Annotated in this window: 19 protein-coding genes, 1 tRNA gene and 2 rRNA genes; 17 read left to right on the top strand and 5 right to left on the bottom strand. The window is 51.3% G+C overall.

The window, feature by feature from the left end; genetic code table 11:
• The 8 genes from CI070_RS00685 to CI070_RS00650 all read left to right on the top strand — a co-directional run.
• Positions 1-100: ribosomal RNA gene (locus CI070_RS00685) — 23S ribosomal RNA — on the top strand; the annotation flags it as partial.
• Positions 101-325: 225 nt separating this feature from the next.
• Positions 326-441: ribosomal RNA gene (gene rrf, locus CI070_RS00680) — 5S ribosomal RNA — on the top strand.
• Between the two features lie 415 nt (positions 442-856).
• The gene (dapA, locus tag CI070_RS00675; protein ID WP_094136638.1) at positions 857-1,738 is read left to right on the top strand and encodes a 4-hydroxy-tetrahydrodipicolinate synthase; all 882 of its coding nucleotides are present in this window, start codon (positions 857-859) and stop codon (positions 1,736-1,738) included.
• Positions 1,739-1,750: 12 nt separating this feature from the next.
• Positions 1,751-2,491 carry a 4-hydroxy-tetrahydrodipicolinate reductase gene (dapB, locus tag CI070_RS00670; protein WP_094136637.1) on the top strand — a complete coding sequence of 247 codons (741 nt, stop codon included), beginning with the start codon at positions 1,751-1,753 and terminating at the stop codon, positions 2,489-2,491.
• A gap of 56 nt (positions 2,492-2,547) precedes the next feature.
• On the top strand, positions 2,548-3,057 hold the full coding sequence (gene folK / locus CI070_RS00665; RefSeq protein WP_094136636.1) for a 2-amino-4-hydroxy-6-hydroxymethyldihydropteridine diphosphokinase: 510 nt from the start codon (positions 2,548-2,550) through the stop codon (positions 3,055-3,057).
• Between the two features lie 21 nt (positions 3,058-3,078).
• Positions 3,079-3,867 carry a 3-methyl-2-oxobutanoate hydroxymethyltransferase gene (gene panB / locus CI070_RS00660; protein WP_094136635.1) on the top strand — a complete coding sequence of 263 codons (789 nt, stop codon included), beginning with the start codon at positions 3,079-3,081 and terminating at the stop codon, positions 3,865-3,867.
• Positions 3,868-3,880: 13 nt separating this feature from the next.
• A complete protein-coding gene (locus CI070_RS00655) occupies positions 3,881-4,816 on the top strand; it encodes a sugar phosphate isomerase/epimerase family protein (RefSeq protein WP_094136634.1) in 936 nt (311 codons plus the stop codon).
• Positions 4,817-4,920: 104 nt separating this feature from the next.
• Positions 4,921-5,733 (top strand): M23 family metallopeptidase, encoded by an 813-nt coding sequence (locus tag CI070_RS00650; protein ID WP_179218425.1) that lies wholly within the window; start codon positions 4,921-4,923, stop codon positions 5,731-5,733.
• Positions 5,734-5,748: 15 nt separating this feature from the next.
• Here CI070_RS00650 and CI070_RS00645 read toward each other — a convergent pair whose 3' ends face one another.
• Positions 5,749-6,594, bottom strand: a complete 846-nt coding sequence (locus tag CI070_RS00645) for a GYF domain-containing protein (protein ID WP_094136632.1) — start codon at positions 6,592-6,594, stop codon at positions 5,749-5,751.
• Between the two features lie 509 nt (positions 6,595-7,103).
• Between CI070_RS00645 and CI070_RS00640 the strand changes: the two genes are divergently transcribed.
• Together CI070_RS00640 and CI070_RS00635 are read left to right on the top strand one after the other, a co-directional pair.
• Positions 7,104-7,985 (top strand): PA14 domain-containing protein, encoded by an 882-nt coding sequence (locus CI070_RS00640; protein WP_094136631.1) that lies wholly within the window; start codon positions 7,104-7,106, stop codon positions 7,983-7,985.
• Between the two features lie 134 nt (positions 7,986-8,119).
• Positions 8,120-8,707, top strand: a complete 588-nt coding sequence (locus tag CI070_RS00635) for a hypothetical protein (protein WP_094136630.1) — start codon at positions 8,120-8,122, stop codon at positions 8,705-8,707.
• Between the two features lie 81 nt (positions 8,708-8,788).
• Here the strand turns inward: CI070_RS00635 and CI070_RS12840 are convergent, their stop codons facing one another.
• Positions 8,789-8,986 carry a hypothetical protein gene (locus CI070_RS12840; RefSeq protein WP_143245648.1) on the bottom strand — a complete coding sequence of 66 codons (198 nt, stop codon included), beginning with the start codon at positions 8,984-8,986 and terminating at the stop codon, positions 8,789-8,791.
• A gap of 116 nt (positions 8,987-9,102) precedes the next feature.
• Positions 9,103-9,179, bottom strand: a tRNA-Pro gene (locus CI070_RS00630).
• Positions 9,180-9,274: 95 nt separating this feature from the next.
• Here CI070_RS00630 and CI070_RS00625 point away from each other — a divergent pair.
• Positions 9,275-9,751 carry a GNAT family N-acetyltransferase gene (locus tag CI070_RS00625; protein ID WP_094136629.1) on the top strand — a complete coding sequence of 159 codons (477 nt, stop codon included), beginning with the start codon at positions 9,275-9,277 and terminating at the stop codon, positions 9,749-9,751.
• Positions 9,752-9,796: 45 nt separating this feature from the next.
• Here CI070_RS00625 and CI070_RS00620 read toward each other — a convergent pair whose 3' ends face one another.
• Positions 9,797-10,282 (bottom strand): hypothetical protein, encoded by a 486-nt coding sequence (locus CI070_RS00620; RefSeq protein WP_218823892.1) that lies wholly within the window; start codon positions 10,280-10,282, stop codon positions 9,797-9,799.
• Positions 10,283-10,464: 182 nt separating this feature from the next.
• On the opposite strand from CI070_RS00620, the gene CI070_RS00610 reads away from it, so the two are divergent.
• On the top strand, positions 10,465-12,153 hold the full coding sequence (locus tag CI070_RS00610) for a 30S ribosomal protein S1 (protein ID WP_012419305.1): 1,689 nt from the start codon (positions 10,465-10,467) through the stop codon (positions 12,151-12,153).
• A 136-nt stretch (positions 12,154-12,289) separates the two neighbouring features.
• Complete coding sequence (locus CI070_RS00605) at positions 12,290-12,691, top strand: metal-dependent transcriptional regulator (protein WP_012419304.1); 402 nt, start codon at positions 12,290-12,292, stop codon at positions 12,689-12,691.
• 17 nt (positions 12,692-12,708) lie between these two features.
• On the opposite strand, the gene CI070_RS13715 is transcribed toward CI070_RS00605, so the two are convergent.
• Positions 12,709-12,936: a hypothetical protein gene (locus CI070_RS13715; protein ID WP_143247133.1), complete on the bottom strand. Its 228-nt coding sequence runs from the start codon at positions 12,934-12,936 to the stop codon at positions 12,709-12,711.
• Between the two features lie 97 nt (positions 12,937-13,033).
• Here CI070_RS13715 and prfB point away from each other — a divergent pair.
• From prfB to CI070_RS00585, 4 genes are all read left to right on the top strand, one after another.
• Positions 13,034-14,153 (top strand): peptide chain release factor 2 gene (prfB, locus tag CI070_RS00600; protein WP_197736719.1). Its coding sequence is split into 2 segments (ribosomal slippage): positions 13,034-13,117 and positions 13,119-14,153, totalling 1,119 coding nucleotides; the frame shifts between segments, so codons are not numbered across the junction.
• Positions 14,154-14,177: 24 nt separating this feature from the next.
• Positions 14,178-14,885, top strand: coding sequence for a tRNA (guanosine(37)-N1)-methyltransferase TrmD (gene trmD / locus CI070_RS00595; protein ID WP_430538346.1), 708 nt, complete (start codon positions 14,178-14,180; stop codon positions 14,883-14,885).
• 121 nt (positions 14,886-15,006) lie between these two features.
• Complete coding sequence (locus CI070_RS00590) at positions 15,007-15,162, top strand: small basic protein (protein WP_012419301.1); 156 nt, start codon at positions 15,007-15,009, stop codon at positions 15,160-15,162.
• Positions 15,163-15,365: 203 nt separating this feature from the next.
• Positions 15,366-16,612: pseudouridine synthase (locus CI070_RS00585; RefSeq protein WP_143245646.1), on the top strand; the 1,247-nt coding region annotated here is incomplete at its 3' end.

Raw genomic sequence — 16,612 nt, 5'->3', positions numbered from 1 at the left:
CCCTACAGGTTCGTGGAAGACCACCACGTTGATAGGTCGCAGGTGTAAGTGCAGCAATGTATTGAGCCAAGCGATACTAATTACCAATTGACTTCATCATATTACATCACTCCCCGTCGTGAATGAACACTTGCTCTTGTCTCATTCTCCTATGCATGATCTCAACCACCAGCCACGCAGATGTCAGTTTACGCTGAATGCCCCCTCCCCAAAAATCTTCTTAGACTCATACAAACCCATTAAAAAAATCCCACACTCGAAAGCCCCAATGCTGGGCTCCCGGGCAGGCAGGATGAAGATCGATGAAAGTCCCTTCCCCCTGAAGCCCGGTGGCCAGAGCGCAGTGGTCCCACCCGGTCCCGTTCCGAACCCGGAAGTGAAACGCTGCCGCGCCAATGGTAGTCGGACGATAGGTCCCGCAAGAGTAGGTCGCCGCCGGGATTTTTTCCCATCAGGCCCCGCCAGTCTCCAGACTCGCGGGGCCTGTTCGCTTCTTGCTCTCTCTTATGCCGTCTTCTTGAAGTTATTATTAGTGATAATGTCAGTCCTCTTGAACCATTATTCCGATTTGGTTTCTTTTGCTGGCCTGAAATAAACTCTCTATGGGCTCGTTGTTTTTATGTGGGAACGGAGGTCGCCGATATTCATCGGGAATATATCGTGGACAATGGAAGAAAAACCGGTTGGCGGCCCGACAGACGGCCGGAAGCATTCCTGTCCCTGTTTAATTCATGCCTGGAGTTTTGTGCCATTTGTTCACAAATGATATTTCTGAATGCCTGACAGGCATGCCATATTACTGTATTCTGTCGTGACAAAAAGTGTCTGTTGAGATAGTATATTTCCAAGTAAGGTTATGAAGTTTCAAGGTCTTTATACAGCAATTGTGACTCCGTTTGCCGGCAATCGGGTCGATGAAGAGGCTTTTAGAATGCTTGTGGAAGCCCAGATAGCCGCCGGTGTGGCCGGTATTGTGGCTGTCGGCACCACAGGAGAATCCCCCACCTTGACTGTAAAAGAACACTTGAGGGTGATAGAACTGGCCGTGGAGAGCGCGGCTGGCCGCATTCAGGTTATTGCGGGAACGGGAGCTAATTCTACTGCAGAAGCTATCCATATGACCCAGGAAGCGGAAAAGATGGGAGTAGATGGAACGCTCCAGGTGTGCCCCTATTACAATAAACCTTCCCAGGATGGAGTTTATGCCCATTTCAAGGCCATTGCGGACGCCACCTGTCTACCGATTATGCTGTACAGCATTCCGGGTCGTTGCGGTATTGAAATCAGTGTGGAGACAATCAGCCGTCTGGCGAAGGACTGCCCGCATATTGTTTGTGTGAAAGAGGCCGGCGGCAATGTGGACCGCGTGAACCAGCTGATGCAGGTGGTTCCGGAAAATTTCACTGTTCTGTGCGGCGATGATGGCCTGACGGTGCCTTTTATGGCCTGTGGCGCCAGCGGATTGGTTTCCGTAACATCCAATCTGGTTCCAGGCATCATGAATTCCATTGTAAAAGCTGGTCTGAATCAGGATATGGGAGAAATGCTTTCCCTCCAGAAGACTTTTTATCCGTTGATGAAAGGGCTAATGACTCTGGATTCCAATCCTGTGCCGATCAAGGCGGCTTTGGCGATGAAGGGAGATATACAGCCCGGAGTACGCCTTCCGCTGGTTCCATTGCCGGAAGAGAAGGAAGCTCAACTTTCCGCACTTCTTCGACGTTTCAACATTCTTTAATATTTTAGTGATATGATTTCCATTCTTGTTACAGGCATTTCGGGCCGCATGGGCCAGGCTATCCAAGAGGCGGTGACGCTGAATCCGGATACTTGCGTGGGGGCCACTCATGATCAGGGGCAGGAGCTGTATCCGGCTCTTGCCAAATGCGACGTAGCCATTGATTTTTCCCATCATGCTTTCACCAGCACTTTGCTGGCGGAAGCTGTCGCCAATAACAAGCCTCTGGTCATAGGCACTACAGGACATACGGATCTGGAACGCCAGGAGATTGTGGATGCCGCTGCATCCATTCCAATTGTGTTTGCTTCCAATTATTCCGTGGGGGTGAACGCCCTGTTCTGGCTGACGCGCAAGGCGGCCCAGATTTTGGGAGGCAGTTGCGATATAGAGGTGATGGAGATGCATCACCGTCATAAAATTGACGCTCCTTCCGGCACTGCCCGGACACTGGCGGAAATTCTGTCCGGCGCCATTGACAGGAATTATGAAGATAGTGTGGTTTTTGGCCGTGAAGGGTTGGTAGGGCCTCGACCCGCCAAGGAAATAGGTATGCATTCCCTGCGGGGGGGAGATGTGGTGGGGGATCATACCGTGATATTTGCTTCCGATGGAGAACGGCTGGAGCTTACCCATAAGGCGTCCAGCCGTATGACATTTGCCTCCGGTGCTGTTCGCGCGGCTCTCTGGCTCCAGAATCGGGAGCCGGGGCTGTATACCATGGAAGATGTTCTGGGGCTTTCCCAATTATAACTTTTTGGTATCGTGGCCGTTCTCCTTTTTTAGATCGGCCACGATATTTTTTACTGATGAAGAGAGCCGGCATTGCACTGGGGTCCAACCTTGGAGATAAAAACAGCCTGATGATTCAGGCCAGGGATCATTTGTTGCAGATGAGCCTGTCTGATGACCCTTTTCTGCAATCCTCCCTGTATGCCACCAGTCCCCAGGGGTGTCCGTCCGGTGCGGATGATTATTTGAATGCCGTGGTGGAATTTACCTGGCCCGGTACGGTGGAGGAATTGCTTGTGCATTGCCAGGGTATAGAACGCGCCTTGGGACGTGTTCGTTCCGGGATTCGCTGTGAACCCAGGACGGCGGACGTGGATATCATCTATGTGGGAGACTTGGTAGTCAATGACCCTCCTCGTCTGATTCTCCCCCATCCCAGAGCCCATTTGAGGAAATTTGTTTTAAAACCTCTTTCCGATATCAGGCCGGAACTTATCCTTCCATGCCAGAATAAAACGGTTGCCTGCCTGTTGGCGGGATTGGATACGGATGAAGCTGATCCGCTTCTGGTATCGGAACGCTGGTAAATCGCATGTTTATTGAATGTCATGAATCAATCTTTTGAGAAAGCGGAACGCATCCGCGCCTGCAAGAACAGGCGGCATGTGACTCTGGTAACTGCTTATGACTATCCTACAGGCCGCCTTTTGGATGAAGCCGGCGTAGATATTGTGCTGGTGGGTGATTCCCTGGGGATGGTGGTTTTGGGTTTTCCGGATACCACTCATGTGACGCTGGATCATATGCTTCATCATGTGGAAGCTACTGCGCGCGGAGTGAAGAACGCCCTGCTGGTGGGAGATATGCCCATACATTCTTATGATACGGTGGAACAGGCCGTGCAATCCGCAAAGAAATTGTTTTTGGCTGGGGCGGATGCAGTCAAGCTGGAAGGGGGGGCAGCCCAAGCGGAAAATATCCGTGCTATTGTGGAGGCCGGTATTCCCGTAGTGGGTCATATCGGCCTTCTGCCGCAAAAAGTGCTGGAGGAGGGAGGATACAAGATTAAAGGAAAATCCTCCTCAGAGGAGGAAGCCCTGGTAAGGGATGTGGCGGCCGTGGCGGAGGCGGGGGCTTGTGCCGTGGTTGTGGAGGGCGTAACGCCTCATGCTGCCCGTCAAATTACCGTACATTCTTCCATTCCCACGTTGGGTATTGGTTCCGGCGCTCATACGTGTGACGGCGATGTCGTGGTGATTCATGATCTGGTGGGAGCGTTTCCGTGGTTTGTTCCGGCTTTCGTCAAACCTCGCGCGGACGTAGCCGGAAGCATGATTGCCGCCGTCAAGGAGTGGATGGAAGATTGCTATACGGAGCCCGGTTCCATCAGCTCATAACAATTGATTTTTTATGCTGGTATTTTCTACGTGCTGGAATTCCCACCGTCATCAGGACGGGGAAGAAATGATTGATGAAATTCTTTCTTTGGGTTTTGACCATGTGGAACTTTCCCACGGCATCAAGTTATCCCTTTTGCCCGGTATCATGAGGGCGGTAGAAGCCGGAAAGGTGCAGGTGGCCGGGGTACATAATTTTTTCCCCGCACCGATTGACGAGGTGGGGGATTCTCCAGACAGCAGGCCTTTTACGGCGGATTTGCCGCAGGTGCGTTCCAAGGCTATTGAATTGACGAAAAAGTCTATTGAGCAGGGCGCAGCACTGGGGGCTGGATATATTGTGTTGCATATGGGAACGGTGGAGCCTTTGACGAAACGCACGGATACGACTCATTTGCAAAACCTGGCGCGTCAGGGAATGGTGGGAACGGAATCGTTTGCCGGCACTAAGGGCGAATTTGTACGCCGCCGCAACCGCCTGGCTCCCGTTTATCTGGAACGGGCGCGAGAAGCTCTCCGGCAACTCCTTCCGCAAGCCGGACAATTTGGCGTCAAGCTGGGCATTGAAGGTCGCAGCCATTATGAGCAGGTGCCGAGTGAGGATGAAATGAATTTGTTGATGAAGGAGTTTGAAGAAAATCCCTTTATCGGTTACTGGCATGATTTCGGGCATATTCAAAGAAAGCATAATTTACTGATATTAAATCATGAACAATTTCTTCGCCGAATGTCTTCCCATTTGATTGGGGGGCATGTGAACGATGTCAAATGGCCGGCGCGGGATCATCAGGTTCCTCTGTTGGGGGGAGTGGTTCCCTTTGAACGTCTTCTTCCTTTTTTCCCGCATGGAGTTCCGCTCGTATGGGAACTCTCCAGTCGTGTTCCCTCAGAAGATATCCGCGCGGCGCGCAAATTATGGATGGAACAATTTCCGCAGACGCTGGACTGACTATCTTGTGGTTGTAAATCCGGTTCCGTGGGTATAGAGTCGGTACGATGATAGATAAGACGACATCCCGCGTCATTATGGGGCTTTTGGGAACGGCCTGTGTCTTGATTACGGCATTTGCCTGGTACAAGGCGAAATATGCCGCCGTTCCGGAGGCTGGGATGCACCATAATATTTATGATGAAGACATTCCGCAGTCTGCGCCGGTTCCTGTAGATTACCGGATGGTTTTGTTGACGCCCCAGGATCTGGCGAAGGCGCCTCTGGCCGATGTGTTCACGTCGCCCCTCGGAGATGAAAATGGCGCGTTTACCTATGTTGCCCAAGGGGTGGGGGATATGAATGTTGTCCGTAAGGGAAGGCATGCAGGACAGGATTTAAATGGAATAGGAGGAGAAAACACGGATGAGGGACTGCCCGTGAGGGCCGCCGGCCGCGGATTGCTGATTTATGCAGGAGAACCTTCTCCTGATTGGGGCAATGTTGTCGTGCTGCTGCACCGTTTGCCGGACGGGCGTTTTGTGCAGAGTTTGTATGCCCATTTGAAGACCGTCAGCGATATTCCGTTGGGGACTTTGGTGGGACGCGGAGAGCAAATCGGCTCAGTCGGAACTGCGCATGGCAACTATTTGGCGCATTTGCATTTTGAGATGATTGAATCCATCGCCCATGAGGCGGGAATGCCGGGCTATGGGAAGACGACGTTTAACAGAATCAATCCGGATGAGGTGCTGAAGCAATATGCTCCCGCCCCTGAAATGATGATGCCTGATCCCATTATTGCCTTGAAACAGGTTCAGATGGCGGCGGGGTGGGAAAAACTGCTGGAGAACCTGTATAAGGATAACAGCATGGAAGCTTTGGATAAAATCCTCCCAAGCAGTCAGTCGCCCAAGGAAGAAAAGGAAAGGCGCTGATTACGTTTTTTCCAGTTAAGAACGGGAGTTTTGATTTTTGGATACCAGTTCTTCCTGTTTTCTGGTGATTTGCAGGACACAGATCAGCCACAGGATGCTCGCTGCCGTCATCAGTGCGCCGGTGAGCAGAAAGGCCGTTACGTAATGTTCCGCCCCGAAAGGGAAAAGAGTGCACAGAGTTAGAGCCGTAGTTACCAGCAGATACAGGCGCAGGGAGCGGGAGGGTGTTTGCTGCATCCATTCTGCCGGGTTTTTGGATGCCTTATATATTTCCTGGAGAACCAGGGCATTGAGAACCATGCCAACTACCGGCATGCAGCTTAGAAGAACGCTAAGAAAGGGAGTGAACCGGATTCCCGGAACTTGAAATTCCTGAATATTGGCAGATGCCCGGTACAGCCAGATCAGCTGGATGAGCAGGGATGGAATGAACAGGATGCTGAGGAGGAAGACCAACGGCGCCGCAAAAGATGGCAGGTGAACCATATTCTGCTGAATGAGTGTCTGGATTTCTTCATAATTAACGACATGATTGGAAAAAACAAGCCAGCTGCTCCAGAGCATGAAGGGCAGCAATACGAAACATGCCAAAATGGATAATTTGGCCAGCCCGTTTAAAGAATAACGCAAACGGTACTGTTGCTCCTCTGGCTGGTCTTTGCTTTCTTGATTCTGTGTTTCCTCCCATACTGGTGACATTGGCGGAAGAACTTGGTCTACAGGCTGCCATTCTTCCATGCCCTGTTTCCAGGTAAGCGTTTTTGAGTCGATTACGCCCTGTCCCAGAAATTCACGGACTTCGTATTCGGAATAGGCTCTCGGCTGGGAATCGCCGGGAAGTTTCAGGAAGTATTCACTCATTACCTGTATTTTAGAGAAAGAAACATGTATGGAGCAATGGGAATTTGACGGATGACTGATAAAGTATCCCAGCAGGGGCCTTTCCCAGATAAAAGAATCAGCTGTCAGTGGTCTTTTTGCAGGCTTTTGCAAGGGTAGTGATTTTGGCGGAAAAAATACCCGTCCGGAAGAGGCTGTTAGAAAATAATCGAAAGGCCGGGATTCTCATCTGCGGCATCTCCGTTCCGAATGAAGAAAATTCAATTTTTGGCTATTGATCATCAGTAGGCCCCTTTCCACCCCTTGATTTTCCGCTTGATTATCATGCCGTTTTAGTCTTTTTACTCACGTTCTGAATGTGGGTTGAACTACGCGTTAAACGTGTTGATGGGGAGAGGGGATATTTTTAAGATTTTTTATGAACTGGGTATTCAGTTCATTCAATAATAAACGATTAGAAATAATAACATTATGACTATATCAACAATGCCATTCCACCCGCTCGACGCTGAAAAAACAGCCGATACAAGGTGAAAAAGAAGGACGCCCCCAAACGTCCCTGGGCATATTCAGATGACCTTGCTCCTCATCATTGGGAAGGATATATCCGTATTCCGAATGATGGAGACTACACCTTCTCCATAAGTGTCGATGATAACGGCTATATTGAAATCGGAGGAGAACGCGTAGTGGAAGTTACGGGGACTAATTCTTCAACAACTAAAACAGAAAGCAAATACCTCAAAAAAGGATTCCATTACGTCAGGCTCTACCATAAGAATGAGAAAGTTCCGGAGGAAATAGCCCCTTATCCCAATGCGGAACAATTCGTTCCCAAGATGGGAGATGCCGAATTGGAACTTTGGGAAATTGACGTTCCCAAGAATCACATGAAAGCAGAAGACGCCGCCGCTCTTCTGGCTGCTTACAATGTATATGGATATGCCAGCCGCAAATCTACCGATGAGGTATATGCGGCTATTGGAGACTGGCTGAATAAGAAACATACCGGAGGAGATCCTCTCTATCATCATAGCTGCGCTCTCCGCATGAGTATCGGTCTGTCCCGTTTCGGCGTCAGCCTGAACGGAGTTCCCGGAGCAAATAACATTCTGGAGGAAGGAGATAAAACGGTACTCGGGGGCAAAGAGCATGTCATCATCAGCACAGACAGCATGGCTGCTTATATTTCCAGTAAAATCGGCGTTCACGACTACGGTTCATTTGATGACTACAGCACGCCTCAACCGGGAGACATTGCTCTCTTCCATGTGCCGGGAGAAGGAAGTGTCGGACATATTGGAATGGGATCCCAGGAGAACAACTTTACAGAAGGCAACGGACCGGCTCAAAGGTACTGGCTTCTGTACAGAGCGACTTTGGAAGATCCGGAAACATCTGCATTCAAGTAACAGATATTCATTCAAGCCGGGGACGGTGAACACCGCCCCCTCTTTTTGATAAGAACCGTTCTATATGTTTGGAAAAAATTATATAATATGATTATTTTTAAACATAATTTAAAAAGGAATGTCCTACCCTTTGTATGAGTAAAATATCTCTCTCTTATTGTCTGTTCTTCGGACTATTGGCGCAAATCGGTTGGGGCAACTCTCCTCTTTCTTCTGTAGCTACGCAGGAGGAAATTGATCAGGATGGTTTTCTTCAAAGCACGGCGCGGAATCTGAAACAAAGCGACCTTGTTCTGACAGTCATTATATACAAAGTCGTCAAAACGGATCAGGGAACTACGCACTATGCCCGTGTGATCCAATCATTGAGAGGCGATATTCCTGTAGAAGCCCTGGTCAAATGGAGCGGATATGCCAACAAATTGCCTGTGGGAACCCCGGAAAAAACGGAACTGTATTCCGATTGCATTCCGGTTTATGTGCTGGCTTCGTCAAAGAATGTCAAGAAACTGGGGAAAGCCTCGGAGGACTTCAAACCTGCTTCCTCCATCTATTCGTCACAGGAGCTTTTGGGAGCTTACGACCTCGGCAATCATGTTGATTATTTCCCCATGACGGAGAGTGACCCGGGTCGAGCCATGAAAAAGCTCCTGCATATCGAGCCTGCAAAAATAACCGCCGAATCAGAAGCAGCTCGTTTCAAACCGGAATCCGGCAAGTAACCCGGCCTTCTCTCCCTGATTCGACTTCATTTGATTCATCCCCGTTCATGAAATATGAGCGGGGATTTTTGTGGGGGAGGTTCATTTTCCTGTTTGAGGATTTTGAATGTAATAGAATGTTTCCGCAGCGGCTGTGATGCTGTCTGGCACAGGAGTGAGAATTGGGCATAGATAATTTTTCCTCTGCATCGGCAAATAACCCTGACATCCTCCAAGCTTAATTGAGAAAATTTGCCCGTTTGATTTTGTTCCTGTGAAGAGGGTAAATTCAATCAGCATGACGCTGTTTATTTACCGTGGCGCAAAATAAGAGAAGTGTGGAGTTACTGATAGGTAAAATTATTTTATATCAGTAAATAAGTAATCAAAAAGCCGCCCGGAGGCGGCTTGAAAATTGGTCGAGCTGACAGGATTCGAACCTGCGACCTCTTCGTCCCGAACGAAGCGCGCTACCAGCCTGCGCTACAGCTCGTTGTTTGTGGTGCGGCGAAGTCTAAGGTTGAAAGATGGGTTTGTCCAGTTTTTTTTATTCGCCGCGGCACTTAGTTGTGATACGGTGCCGGGGTTATGATGGATATGCTGGTGCGGCTGTATGATTTGCCCGATATTGAAGAAGACCTGAGGAGGCTGGAGAAGGAAGGTTTTTTGATCCGCCGTCCGGGTGCTTACGAACGTCATTTGGTAGCTGACTGGGTTGGCCGGAATTTTTCTCCCAAGTGGGTAAGTGAGGCGAAAGCTGCCTTCGGCCGCCAGCCCATTTCCTGTTATATTGCCACACGGGAGAAGAAGATTCTTGGTTTTGCCTGTTACGATGTGACGGCTCGCGGTTTTTTGGGCCCCATGGGAGTGGCGGAAGAGGCTCGCAGAAGCGGATTGGGCACTGTGCTATTGATTTCCGCCCTGAAAGGACTGCGGGAGCTGGGTTATGCATACGGTATCATCGGCGGGGTGGGTCCGGCTGATTTTTATGCCCGGGCTGTGGGCGCGACGCCCATCGAAGGCAGTTCTCCCGGTATTTACGTGGATATTCTGCCGGAGCCCTGATACTGCCTGTTGTGTCTGGAGAATGGAACAGGAAGCTTTTATTTTTTATATTTTACCGGATGGCAGAGCATGGGTATTTGGGAAGAGGTTAGCTTCAGAGCCTTTGCCGGGGCATCCTTGTTCATGCTGGCTCGCGGGTAGGTAGTCGGTCCCGTCTTTAGTGCATATGTAATTTTGACGTCCTGGCGGTTTATGGCGGTTGAGGCCATTGGCAGCCCAGAGCAGGTCTGACAAATCTTTTTGGGAGAACGTTTTTTCAGAGAAACTCCGAATGGATTGACGTGCGGGCAGGGCATTCATGACCGAAGCTCCCCGTTCCAGGTCGGGCCGTCCAGTTTGACGAAATCTGCGGCGTAAAAAAGGCTGTTCCACAACACCGCCGCGAGGAGCAAGAAGGAGTTTTTTTTCATAAATTTGCATCAGGAGTGACTGATAGATGGAGATTTCCCGAATATTCTCATTAGCCGGATTTTTAACATGGGAAGGAAGGGGCGGAAGATTTTTATGCGCTCGTTTTTTACCGCCGTCCACCGGAGGGCCGCAAACCCGGGAAAAAATAGGGGGAGTTTTTCAAGAAAAGCCTTGAGTTCTTGCGTGGAATTGATATTGAAAGCAACCGATTTTTCGCCCGGCGGGGGAAGGCGCCCCGATTGCCCGCCGGTCAACAAGGGGCCATGAGAAAGATCGTTAATACTAACTCATCAACCATTTAAATGAGCACAACTGAACTGGCGGAACTGATTGACAGCAAGTTCCGCGAATTGCGTGAAGGTTCCATTGTTACCGGAACCATCCAGGAAATCCGTCCCCAAGTCGTTTTGGTGGACATCGGCTACAAGTCCGAAGGCGCTATTTCCATTTCCGAGTTTGAAGACGAGGAAATCGAAGTAGGGGACCAAATTGAAGTCCTTTTGGAACGCCTCGAAAACGACGAAGGCATCGTCGTCCTTTCCAAGGAAAAGGCCGCCCATAAGCAGAACTGGGATAAGATCGTGGGCGTGTACCGCGATGGCGGCTTGGTTAAGGGTAAAGTGAAGAGCGTCGTCAAGGGCGGTCTTATGGTTAACGTTGGCGTGGAAGCCTTCCTGCCCGGTTCCCAGGTGGATATTATTCCTCCGCGCGATCTGAACGAGTATGTAGGAAAGGTTTACGAATTTAAGATCGTCAAGGTGAATGACGACCGTAAGAATATCGTCCTTTCCCGCCGTGAAGTGATTGAAGCTGAACGCGCCGACCAGCGCCAGCGCTTCCTTGAAACCGTCAAGGAAGGCGACAAGGTGGAAGGTATCGTGAAGAATATCACGGACTTCGGCGCTTTTGTCGACCTCCGCGGCATGGACGGTTTGCTCCATATCACGGATATGAGCTGGGGCCGCGTGAACCATCCGAGCGAAATGCTCCATATCGGTCAGTCCCTGGAAGTCGTGATTCTGGAAGTGGATCGCGAAAAGGAACGCGTTTCCCTGGGCCTGAAGCAGATGACAGACAATCCCTGGGCGGATATCGAACGCAAATACCCGATCAATTCCCATGTCAAGGGCCGCGTGACCAAGCTCCTGCCCTACGGCGCCTTTGTGGAATTGGAAAAGGGTGTGGAAGGTCTGGTGCACGTTTCCGAATTGTCCTGGGTCAAGAGAATTACCCGTCCGAGCGATGTATTGAAGCTGGACCAGGAAATCGAAGCCGTGGTTCTTTCCATTTCTGTGAAGGAACAGAAGATTTCCCTTGGCGTCCGCCAGTTGGAAGACAATCCCTGGGCGGATATCGAATCCCGTTTCCCGATTGGTACCGTCATCAAGGGCCAGGTCCGCAACCTTACTCCCTACGGCGCTTTTGTGGGGCTGGAAGAAGGCATCGACGGCATGATCCACGTGTCCGATATGAGCTGGACCCGCAAGATCAACCATCCTTCCGAAGTTCTCAAGAAGGGCGACGAAGTGGAAGCCATCGTTTTGGAAATCAAGAAGGAAGATCAGCGTGTCTCCCTTGGTATCAAGCAGCTTGAATCCGATCCGTGGGAATCCATCAATGACCGCTTCAAGGTGGGCGACATGGTGACTGGCCAGGTGGCCAAGATCGCCAGCTTCGGCGCCTTCGTGAATCTGGACGGCGATATTGACGGCCTGATTCATATTTCCCAGTTGAGCGAAGACCATGTGGAACGCGTGAAGGACGTGATCAAGGTGGGTGATGAAATCACCGCCCGCGTGATCAAGGTGGACAGCATCGAACGCCGTATCGGCCTTTCCATCAAGGCCGTCAATTACGACACCGAACAGCTCCGCCGCGAAACCGCTTCCTTTGAAGCCCTCCGCCCGAGCAGCGATATGGTGGGCCTGGAACACGCTTTCAATCTGGCGACCCGTGAAAACGAAGAGTGGAGCCCTTCTGAAGAGAAGTAAGCCCATTTTCGTATTACGCTGATTAATTTAACCGCCGCGAATGGTCATATTCGCGGCGGTTTTTTTCTCATTCCAAAGAAGGCTGGAAAAAACCTTGAGTTAGTTCCCACTAAAGTATTAGCTTCCATTTTATACCATGTTGGAGCTGACCAAGAGCAATGAGGATTATCTGGAGGCCATTGGGTTGCTGTCTGAAAAAAACGGGACGGCCCAGGTGCGGGATATTGCAGAGATGCTTAAGGTAAAGATGCCTTCCGTTACGTCTGCCGTCAAACAGCTGGCGGATATGGGGCTGGTGGAGTATACGCAGTATGCCCCCGTCAAGCTGACTCCCCAAGGCCGCAGAATTGCCGGGAAAATTATTGTCAGCCACGGCATTCTGTTTGATTTCCTGCGGGAGGAACTGGCTCTTCCGGAAGAACGCGCCAATGAAGTGGCTTGCCAGATAGAGCACATCATGACTTTTGAGGAGATTGAAAAACTCAGGTCCTGCCGGATCCGCCCTTTTGAGGGTGGAGAGGAAAATTCCGCCAAGTAGCATGGCTCCGGGCTCTCTTATGGGAAGCCGGGGGATATGGATGGTCGAACCACATTCCGGAAAGAGGGGGAAGGGCAGAAAACGGTGATGTAAGGTAAGGGAATGAAATAAGATTTTTGTCTGCTGTTTATTTTTCCGTAGTGCATTGAAATGAGGTTGAGGCGTTGATTTCGGGAATGTTCATCTTCTGTTAGATGTTCTCCTTTCGGAAGAGCGGTTTTGTCCAGCATGCGGATTTTATTCATGGAAATGGCTCGCCGCAAGTCGGGGTGAAAGGGGATGACTGGGAGAAACGGCATTTTGCCCTTTCCCGTTCAGGTATTTCGTGATAGGTTCCCGCGCATGGATCCCCATATCGCTGCAGATCTCTCGGCGCTCGACACGGCTGTCTTGCATAGCCGTCTTTCCGAGCTCGGGAGCTATCTTTGACCTGGACGGCATTCAACAACGAGTGGCCGAATTGGATGAACGCATGAGCGCTCCGGATTTTTGGGATGACCAGAATGCCGCACGGGCGCTGATGGCGGAGGTGAATCCCCTGAAGCACAGGATGGAGGCGTTTTCCGCGCTGAAGTCCCGCCTGGAGGATATTGACGCTGCTATTGAACTGGCCCAGGAGGCGGATGACGATGACCTGGGCCGGGAAGCCGTGGAAGAGTTTGCCAGATGGCAGAAGTCTCTGGCGGATTTTGAACTGCTGACTTTGCTGAACGGCCCGCAGGACCAGGCTTCCTGTTATGTAACCATTCACGCCGGGGCCGGCGGCACGGAAGCCTGTGACTGGGCATCCATGCTGTTGCGCATGTACATCCGCTGGTGTGAGCGCCGGGGGTTTTCCGTGACGTATTTGGAGAGTACGGACGGGGATGATGCCGGCATTCGTTCCGTGACATTGAAGGTGGATGGAGAGTATGCCTACGGGTATTTGAAGAATGAACGCGGCATTCACCGGTTGGTGCGCATTTCTCCCTTTGATTCCGCCGGGAAGAGACATACTTCTTTCGCTTCCCTGGACGCGACGCCGGAGGTTTCCGATTCCATCAATATTGAGATCCTGGACAAGGATTTGAAGGTGGATACCTACCGTTCCGGCGGCAAGGGCGGTCAGAACGTGAACAAGGTGGAAACCGCCGTGCGTATCACGCATATTCCTTCCGGCGTCATTGTGGCCTGCCAGAATGAGCGCAGCCAGCTTCGTAACAAGGAAGAGGCTATGAACATGCTGCGCGCCAAGCTATACCAGATTGAGGAAGACAAAAAGCAGGCGGAAGCCGACCGCCAGTACAGTGAGAAGGGAGACATCGGGTGGGGCAACCAGATCCGTTCCTATGTTTTCCAGCCTTATCAAATGGTTAAGGATTTGCGTACAGGCGTAGAGTCCGGCAATATTCAGGACGTGATGGACGGTAACCTGGATCCGTTCATTGAGGCCATGCTGCGCGGCCATAAGCGCGAACGCTGATGTTTTTTTCTTATGGCCGCCAAGTTGACGATTGACGTTTTGTCCCTGTTCCCGGATATGGTGGAAGCCCCTCTGGGCGGCAGCATTCTGGGAAAGGCCCGTGACAGGGGATTGTTGGAGATACGCTGCCATAATATCCGTGACTGGACGACGGACAAGCACCGCAAAACGGACGATTACCTTTGCGGAGGAGGCCAAGGCATGCTGCTGAAGCCGGAACCTATCTTTGCCGCCGTGGAGGAACTCCGCCGACGGGAAACGCGCGTTGTGCTGATGACTCCCCAGGGGCGTACGTTCAACCAGTCATTGGCTGCGGAATTGGCAGCCTCCGGAGGCCATCTCATTATCCTCTGCGGTCATTACGAGGGGGTGGACCATCGTGTAGTAGAAGAGCTGGTGGATATGGAATTGTCCATCGGGGATTATATTCTCACGAATGGGGCCATTGCTTCCGTGGTGGTCATTGACGCCGTAGCGCGCCTGATTCCCGGCGTGCTGGGGGATGAGCGTTCTTCCGTGGAGGAATCTTTTTCCAACGGGTTGCTGGAGGCTCCCGCTTATACCAAGCCGAACGTGTTCCGGGGCCTGGCTGTTCCGGAGATTTTGCTGGGCGGCAACCATCCCGCCATTGAAAAATGGAAGCACGGGAAGTCTCTGGAACGTACGCGCCTGAACCGTCCGGATTTGTGGAGGAAGTGGCTGGAATCGCATCCGGAGGATGCCATCGAGTGATATATTTGAACATTGCGTCAAATTTGTCTTGCCAAGTTCGGAGCCTTCCGTTATAAGGTCCCGCCTGCCACCGCGAGGGTGGTGTAAAGTATTTTTCTGAACCTTTTACAAACACAAGATCATGTCCAAGCATTCCAGCCTCAAAGCAACCGGTACCGTAGGCGGCAAGCGTTCCGTCCTGAAGCGTTTTGAACGTGTCAAGCTTCTGAAGGAACGTGGCGAATGGAAGAAGGGCCAAAGCCCTCTCGGCCTGCCGAAGACCAAGCATGAAGCTTAAGTCTGCCTTTATCCTCTCCGGAGAGTTTCCCGGCGGAGTTTGCACGGCAAGTCATTTTCCTAATACAGGAAGCCTCTCGGATGTCTATGAACCGAGAGGCTTTTTTCTTCCGGCAAAAGAAAGCTTCCTCCTTTTGAGGACGTGAATTGCCGTAATATAAACAATACAAAATCATCCGCTGAGATAGCGGACATTATACCAATATGAGTGAAGAACAACATGGCTCCGAAGAAAACGGAGGTATCCGCATTAATAAATTCCTGGCCTCCTGCGGCATTGATTCCCGCCGGGTGGCCGACAGGCTGATTGGAGAAGGGCGCGTGGAAGTGAACGGGAAGGTTATTGATACGCCTGGGATGAGGGTGACGGAGAAGGATTTCGTGAAGGTGGACGGCCGCCATATGACCCCTATGGAGGAGGTTGTAGTGCTGTTGAACAAGCCCCGCGGGTATGTATGCAGCCGAGAAGCTCAGGGAGCCATAGGCACTGTTTATGACCTGTTGCCGCCGCGTCTGCGCCATCTGAATTACGTTGGACGGCTGGATGCTGATTCCGAAGGTCTTCTGATTATGACGAATAAGGGGGAATTGACCCAGGTCCTTTCCCATCCTACCGGCGGCATTGAAAAGGAATATTGGGTGACGGTAGATCAGAATTTTGATAATTCCGTACTGATGCAGTTTTTGCGCGGCGTACGCATTCCGGAAGGAAATGCCAGGGCCAAATATGTTTGCCGCGCTTCCGCGCGCCGTGCCTGCATTGTTCTGGAACAGGGGTTGAAGCGTCAGGTGCGTCAAATGTTCCAGTGTCTGGGCCTTCGCGTCCGCAAGTTGGTGCGCGTGCGCATCGGCTCCCTGTGGGGGGGGGATTTGGAACCCGGGAGCTGGAAATTTCTGGATGACGCGGATGTGGCTCTGACGCTGAAGAATCCTCCCCGCCAGCGTAAATACCTGGGTGCTTCCCAGCTTGTCGCCGGAGGTGGCTCCAAGGGTGAGCAGGCAGGAAGAGGCGTTGATTCCGATGAAGATTATGTGTTTAATCCGGAAGATTTTGAAGCAGGGGATTCTTATGAACCTACTCCGGAAATGAAGACTCGTTTTGTAGAGACGGAGGATGAACGTGAAGTCAAGGAAGATGGATATTTCCGGGGAGATTCCGGCTTCCGTTCCCGTGACCGCCGCGGAGATTTTCATCGTCGTGAAGGAGGATTCCAACGCTGTGAAAGCGGTTTTGGTAGAGACCGCCGCGAGGGAGGTTTTCAGCGTCGAGAGGGCGGTTTCAGGGAAAACCGTCGTGAAGGAGGGTTCCAACGCCGTGAAAGCGGTTTTGGTAGAGACCGCCGCGAAGGAGGTTTCCAGCGTCGAGAGGGCGGTTTCAGGGAAAACCGTCGTGAAGGAGAGTTCCAACGCCGTGAAAGCGGTTTTGGTAGAGACCGCCGCGAAGGAGGTTT

The sequence above is a fragment of the Akkermansia muciniphila genome, assembly GCF_900184965.1.
Classification (GTDB): domain Bacteria; phylum Verrucomicrobiota; class Verrucomicrobiia; order Verrucomicrobiales; family Akkermansiaceae; genus Akkermansia; species Akkermansia muciniphila_A.
This window is presented reverse-complemented; position numbering and strand designations above follow the sequence as displayed.

What these genes read in the sequence shown, in the direction of transcription:
- dapA (WP_094136638.1), top strand. Translation starts at nt 857, where the DNA reads ATGAAGTTTCAAGGTCTTTATACAGCAATTGTGACTCCGTTTGCCGGC.
- dapB (WP_094136637.1), top strand. Translation starts at nt 1,751, where the DNA reads ATGATTTCCATTCTTGTTACAGGCATTTCGGGCCGCATGGGCCAGGCT.
- folK (WP_094136636.1), top strand. Translation starts at nt 2,548, where the DNA reads ATGAAGAGAGCCGGCATTGCACTGGGGTCCAACCTTGGAGATAAAAAC.
- panB (WP_094136635.1), top strand. Translation starts at nt 3,079, where the DNA reads ATGAATCAATCTTTTGAGAAAGCGGAACGCATCCGCGCCTGCAAGAAC.
- CI070_RS00655 (WP_094136634.1), top strand. Translation starts at nt 3,881, where the DNA reads ATGCTGGTATTTTCTACGTGCTGGAATTCCCACCGTCATCAGGACGGG.
- CI070_RS00645 (WP_094136632.1), bottom strand. Translation starts at nt 6,594, where the DNA reads ATGAGTGAATACTTCCTGAAACTTCCCGGCGATTCCCAGCCGAGAGCC.
- CI070_RS00635 (WP_094136630.1), top strand. Translation starts at nt 8,120, where the DNA reads ATGAGTAAAATATCTCTCTCTTATTGTCTGTTCTTCGGACTATTGGCG.
- CI070_RS12840 (WP_143245648.1), bottom strand. Translation starts at nt 8,986, where the DNA reads ATGCTGATTGAATTTACCCTCTTCACAGGAACAAAATCAAACGGGCAA.
- CI070_RS00625 (WP_094136629.1), top strand. Translation starts at nt 9,275, where the DNA reads ATGATGGATATGCTGGTGCGGCTGTATGATTTGCCCGATATTGAAGAA.
- CI070_RS00610 (WP_012419305.1), top strand. Translation starts at nt 10,465, where the DNA reads ATGAGCACAACTGAACTGGCGGAACTGATTGACAGCAAGTTCCGCGAA.
- CI070_RS00605 (WP_012419304.1), top strand. Translation starts at nt 12,290, where the DNA reads ATGTTGGAGCTGACCAAGAGCAATGAGGATTATCTGGAGGCCATTGGG.
- CI070_RS13715 (WP_143247133.1), bottom strand. Translation starts at nt 12,936, where the DNA reads ATGAATAAAATCCGCATGCTGGACAAAACCGCTCTTCCGAAAGGAGAA.
- CI070_RS00590 (WP_012419301.1), top strand. Translation starts at nt 15,007, where the DNA reads ATGTCCAAGCATTCCAGCCTCAAAGCAACCGGTACCGTAGGCGGCAAG.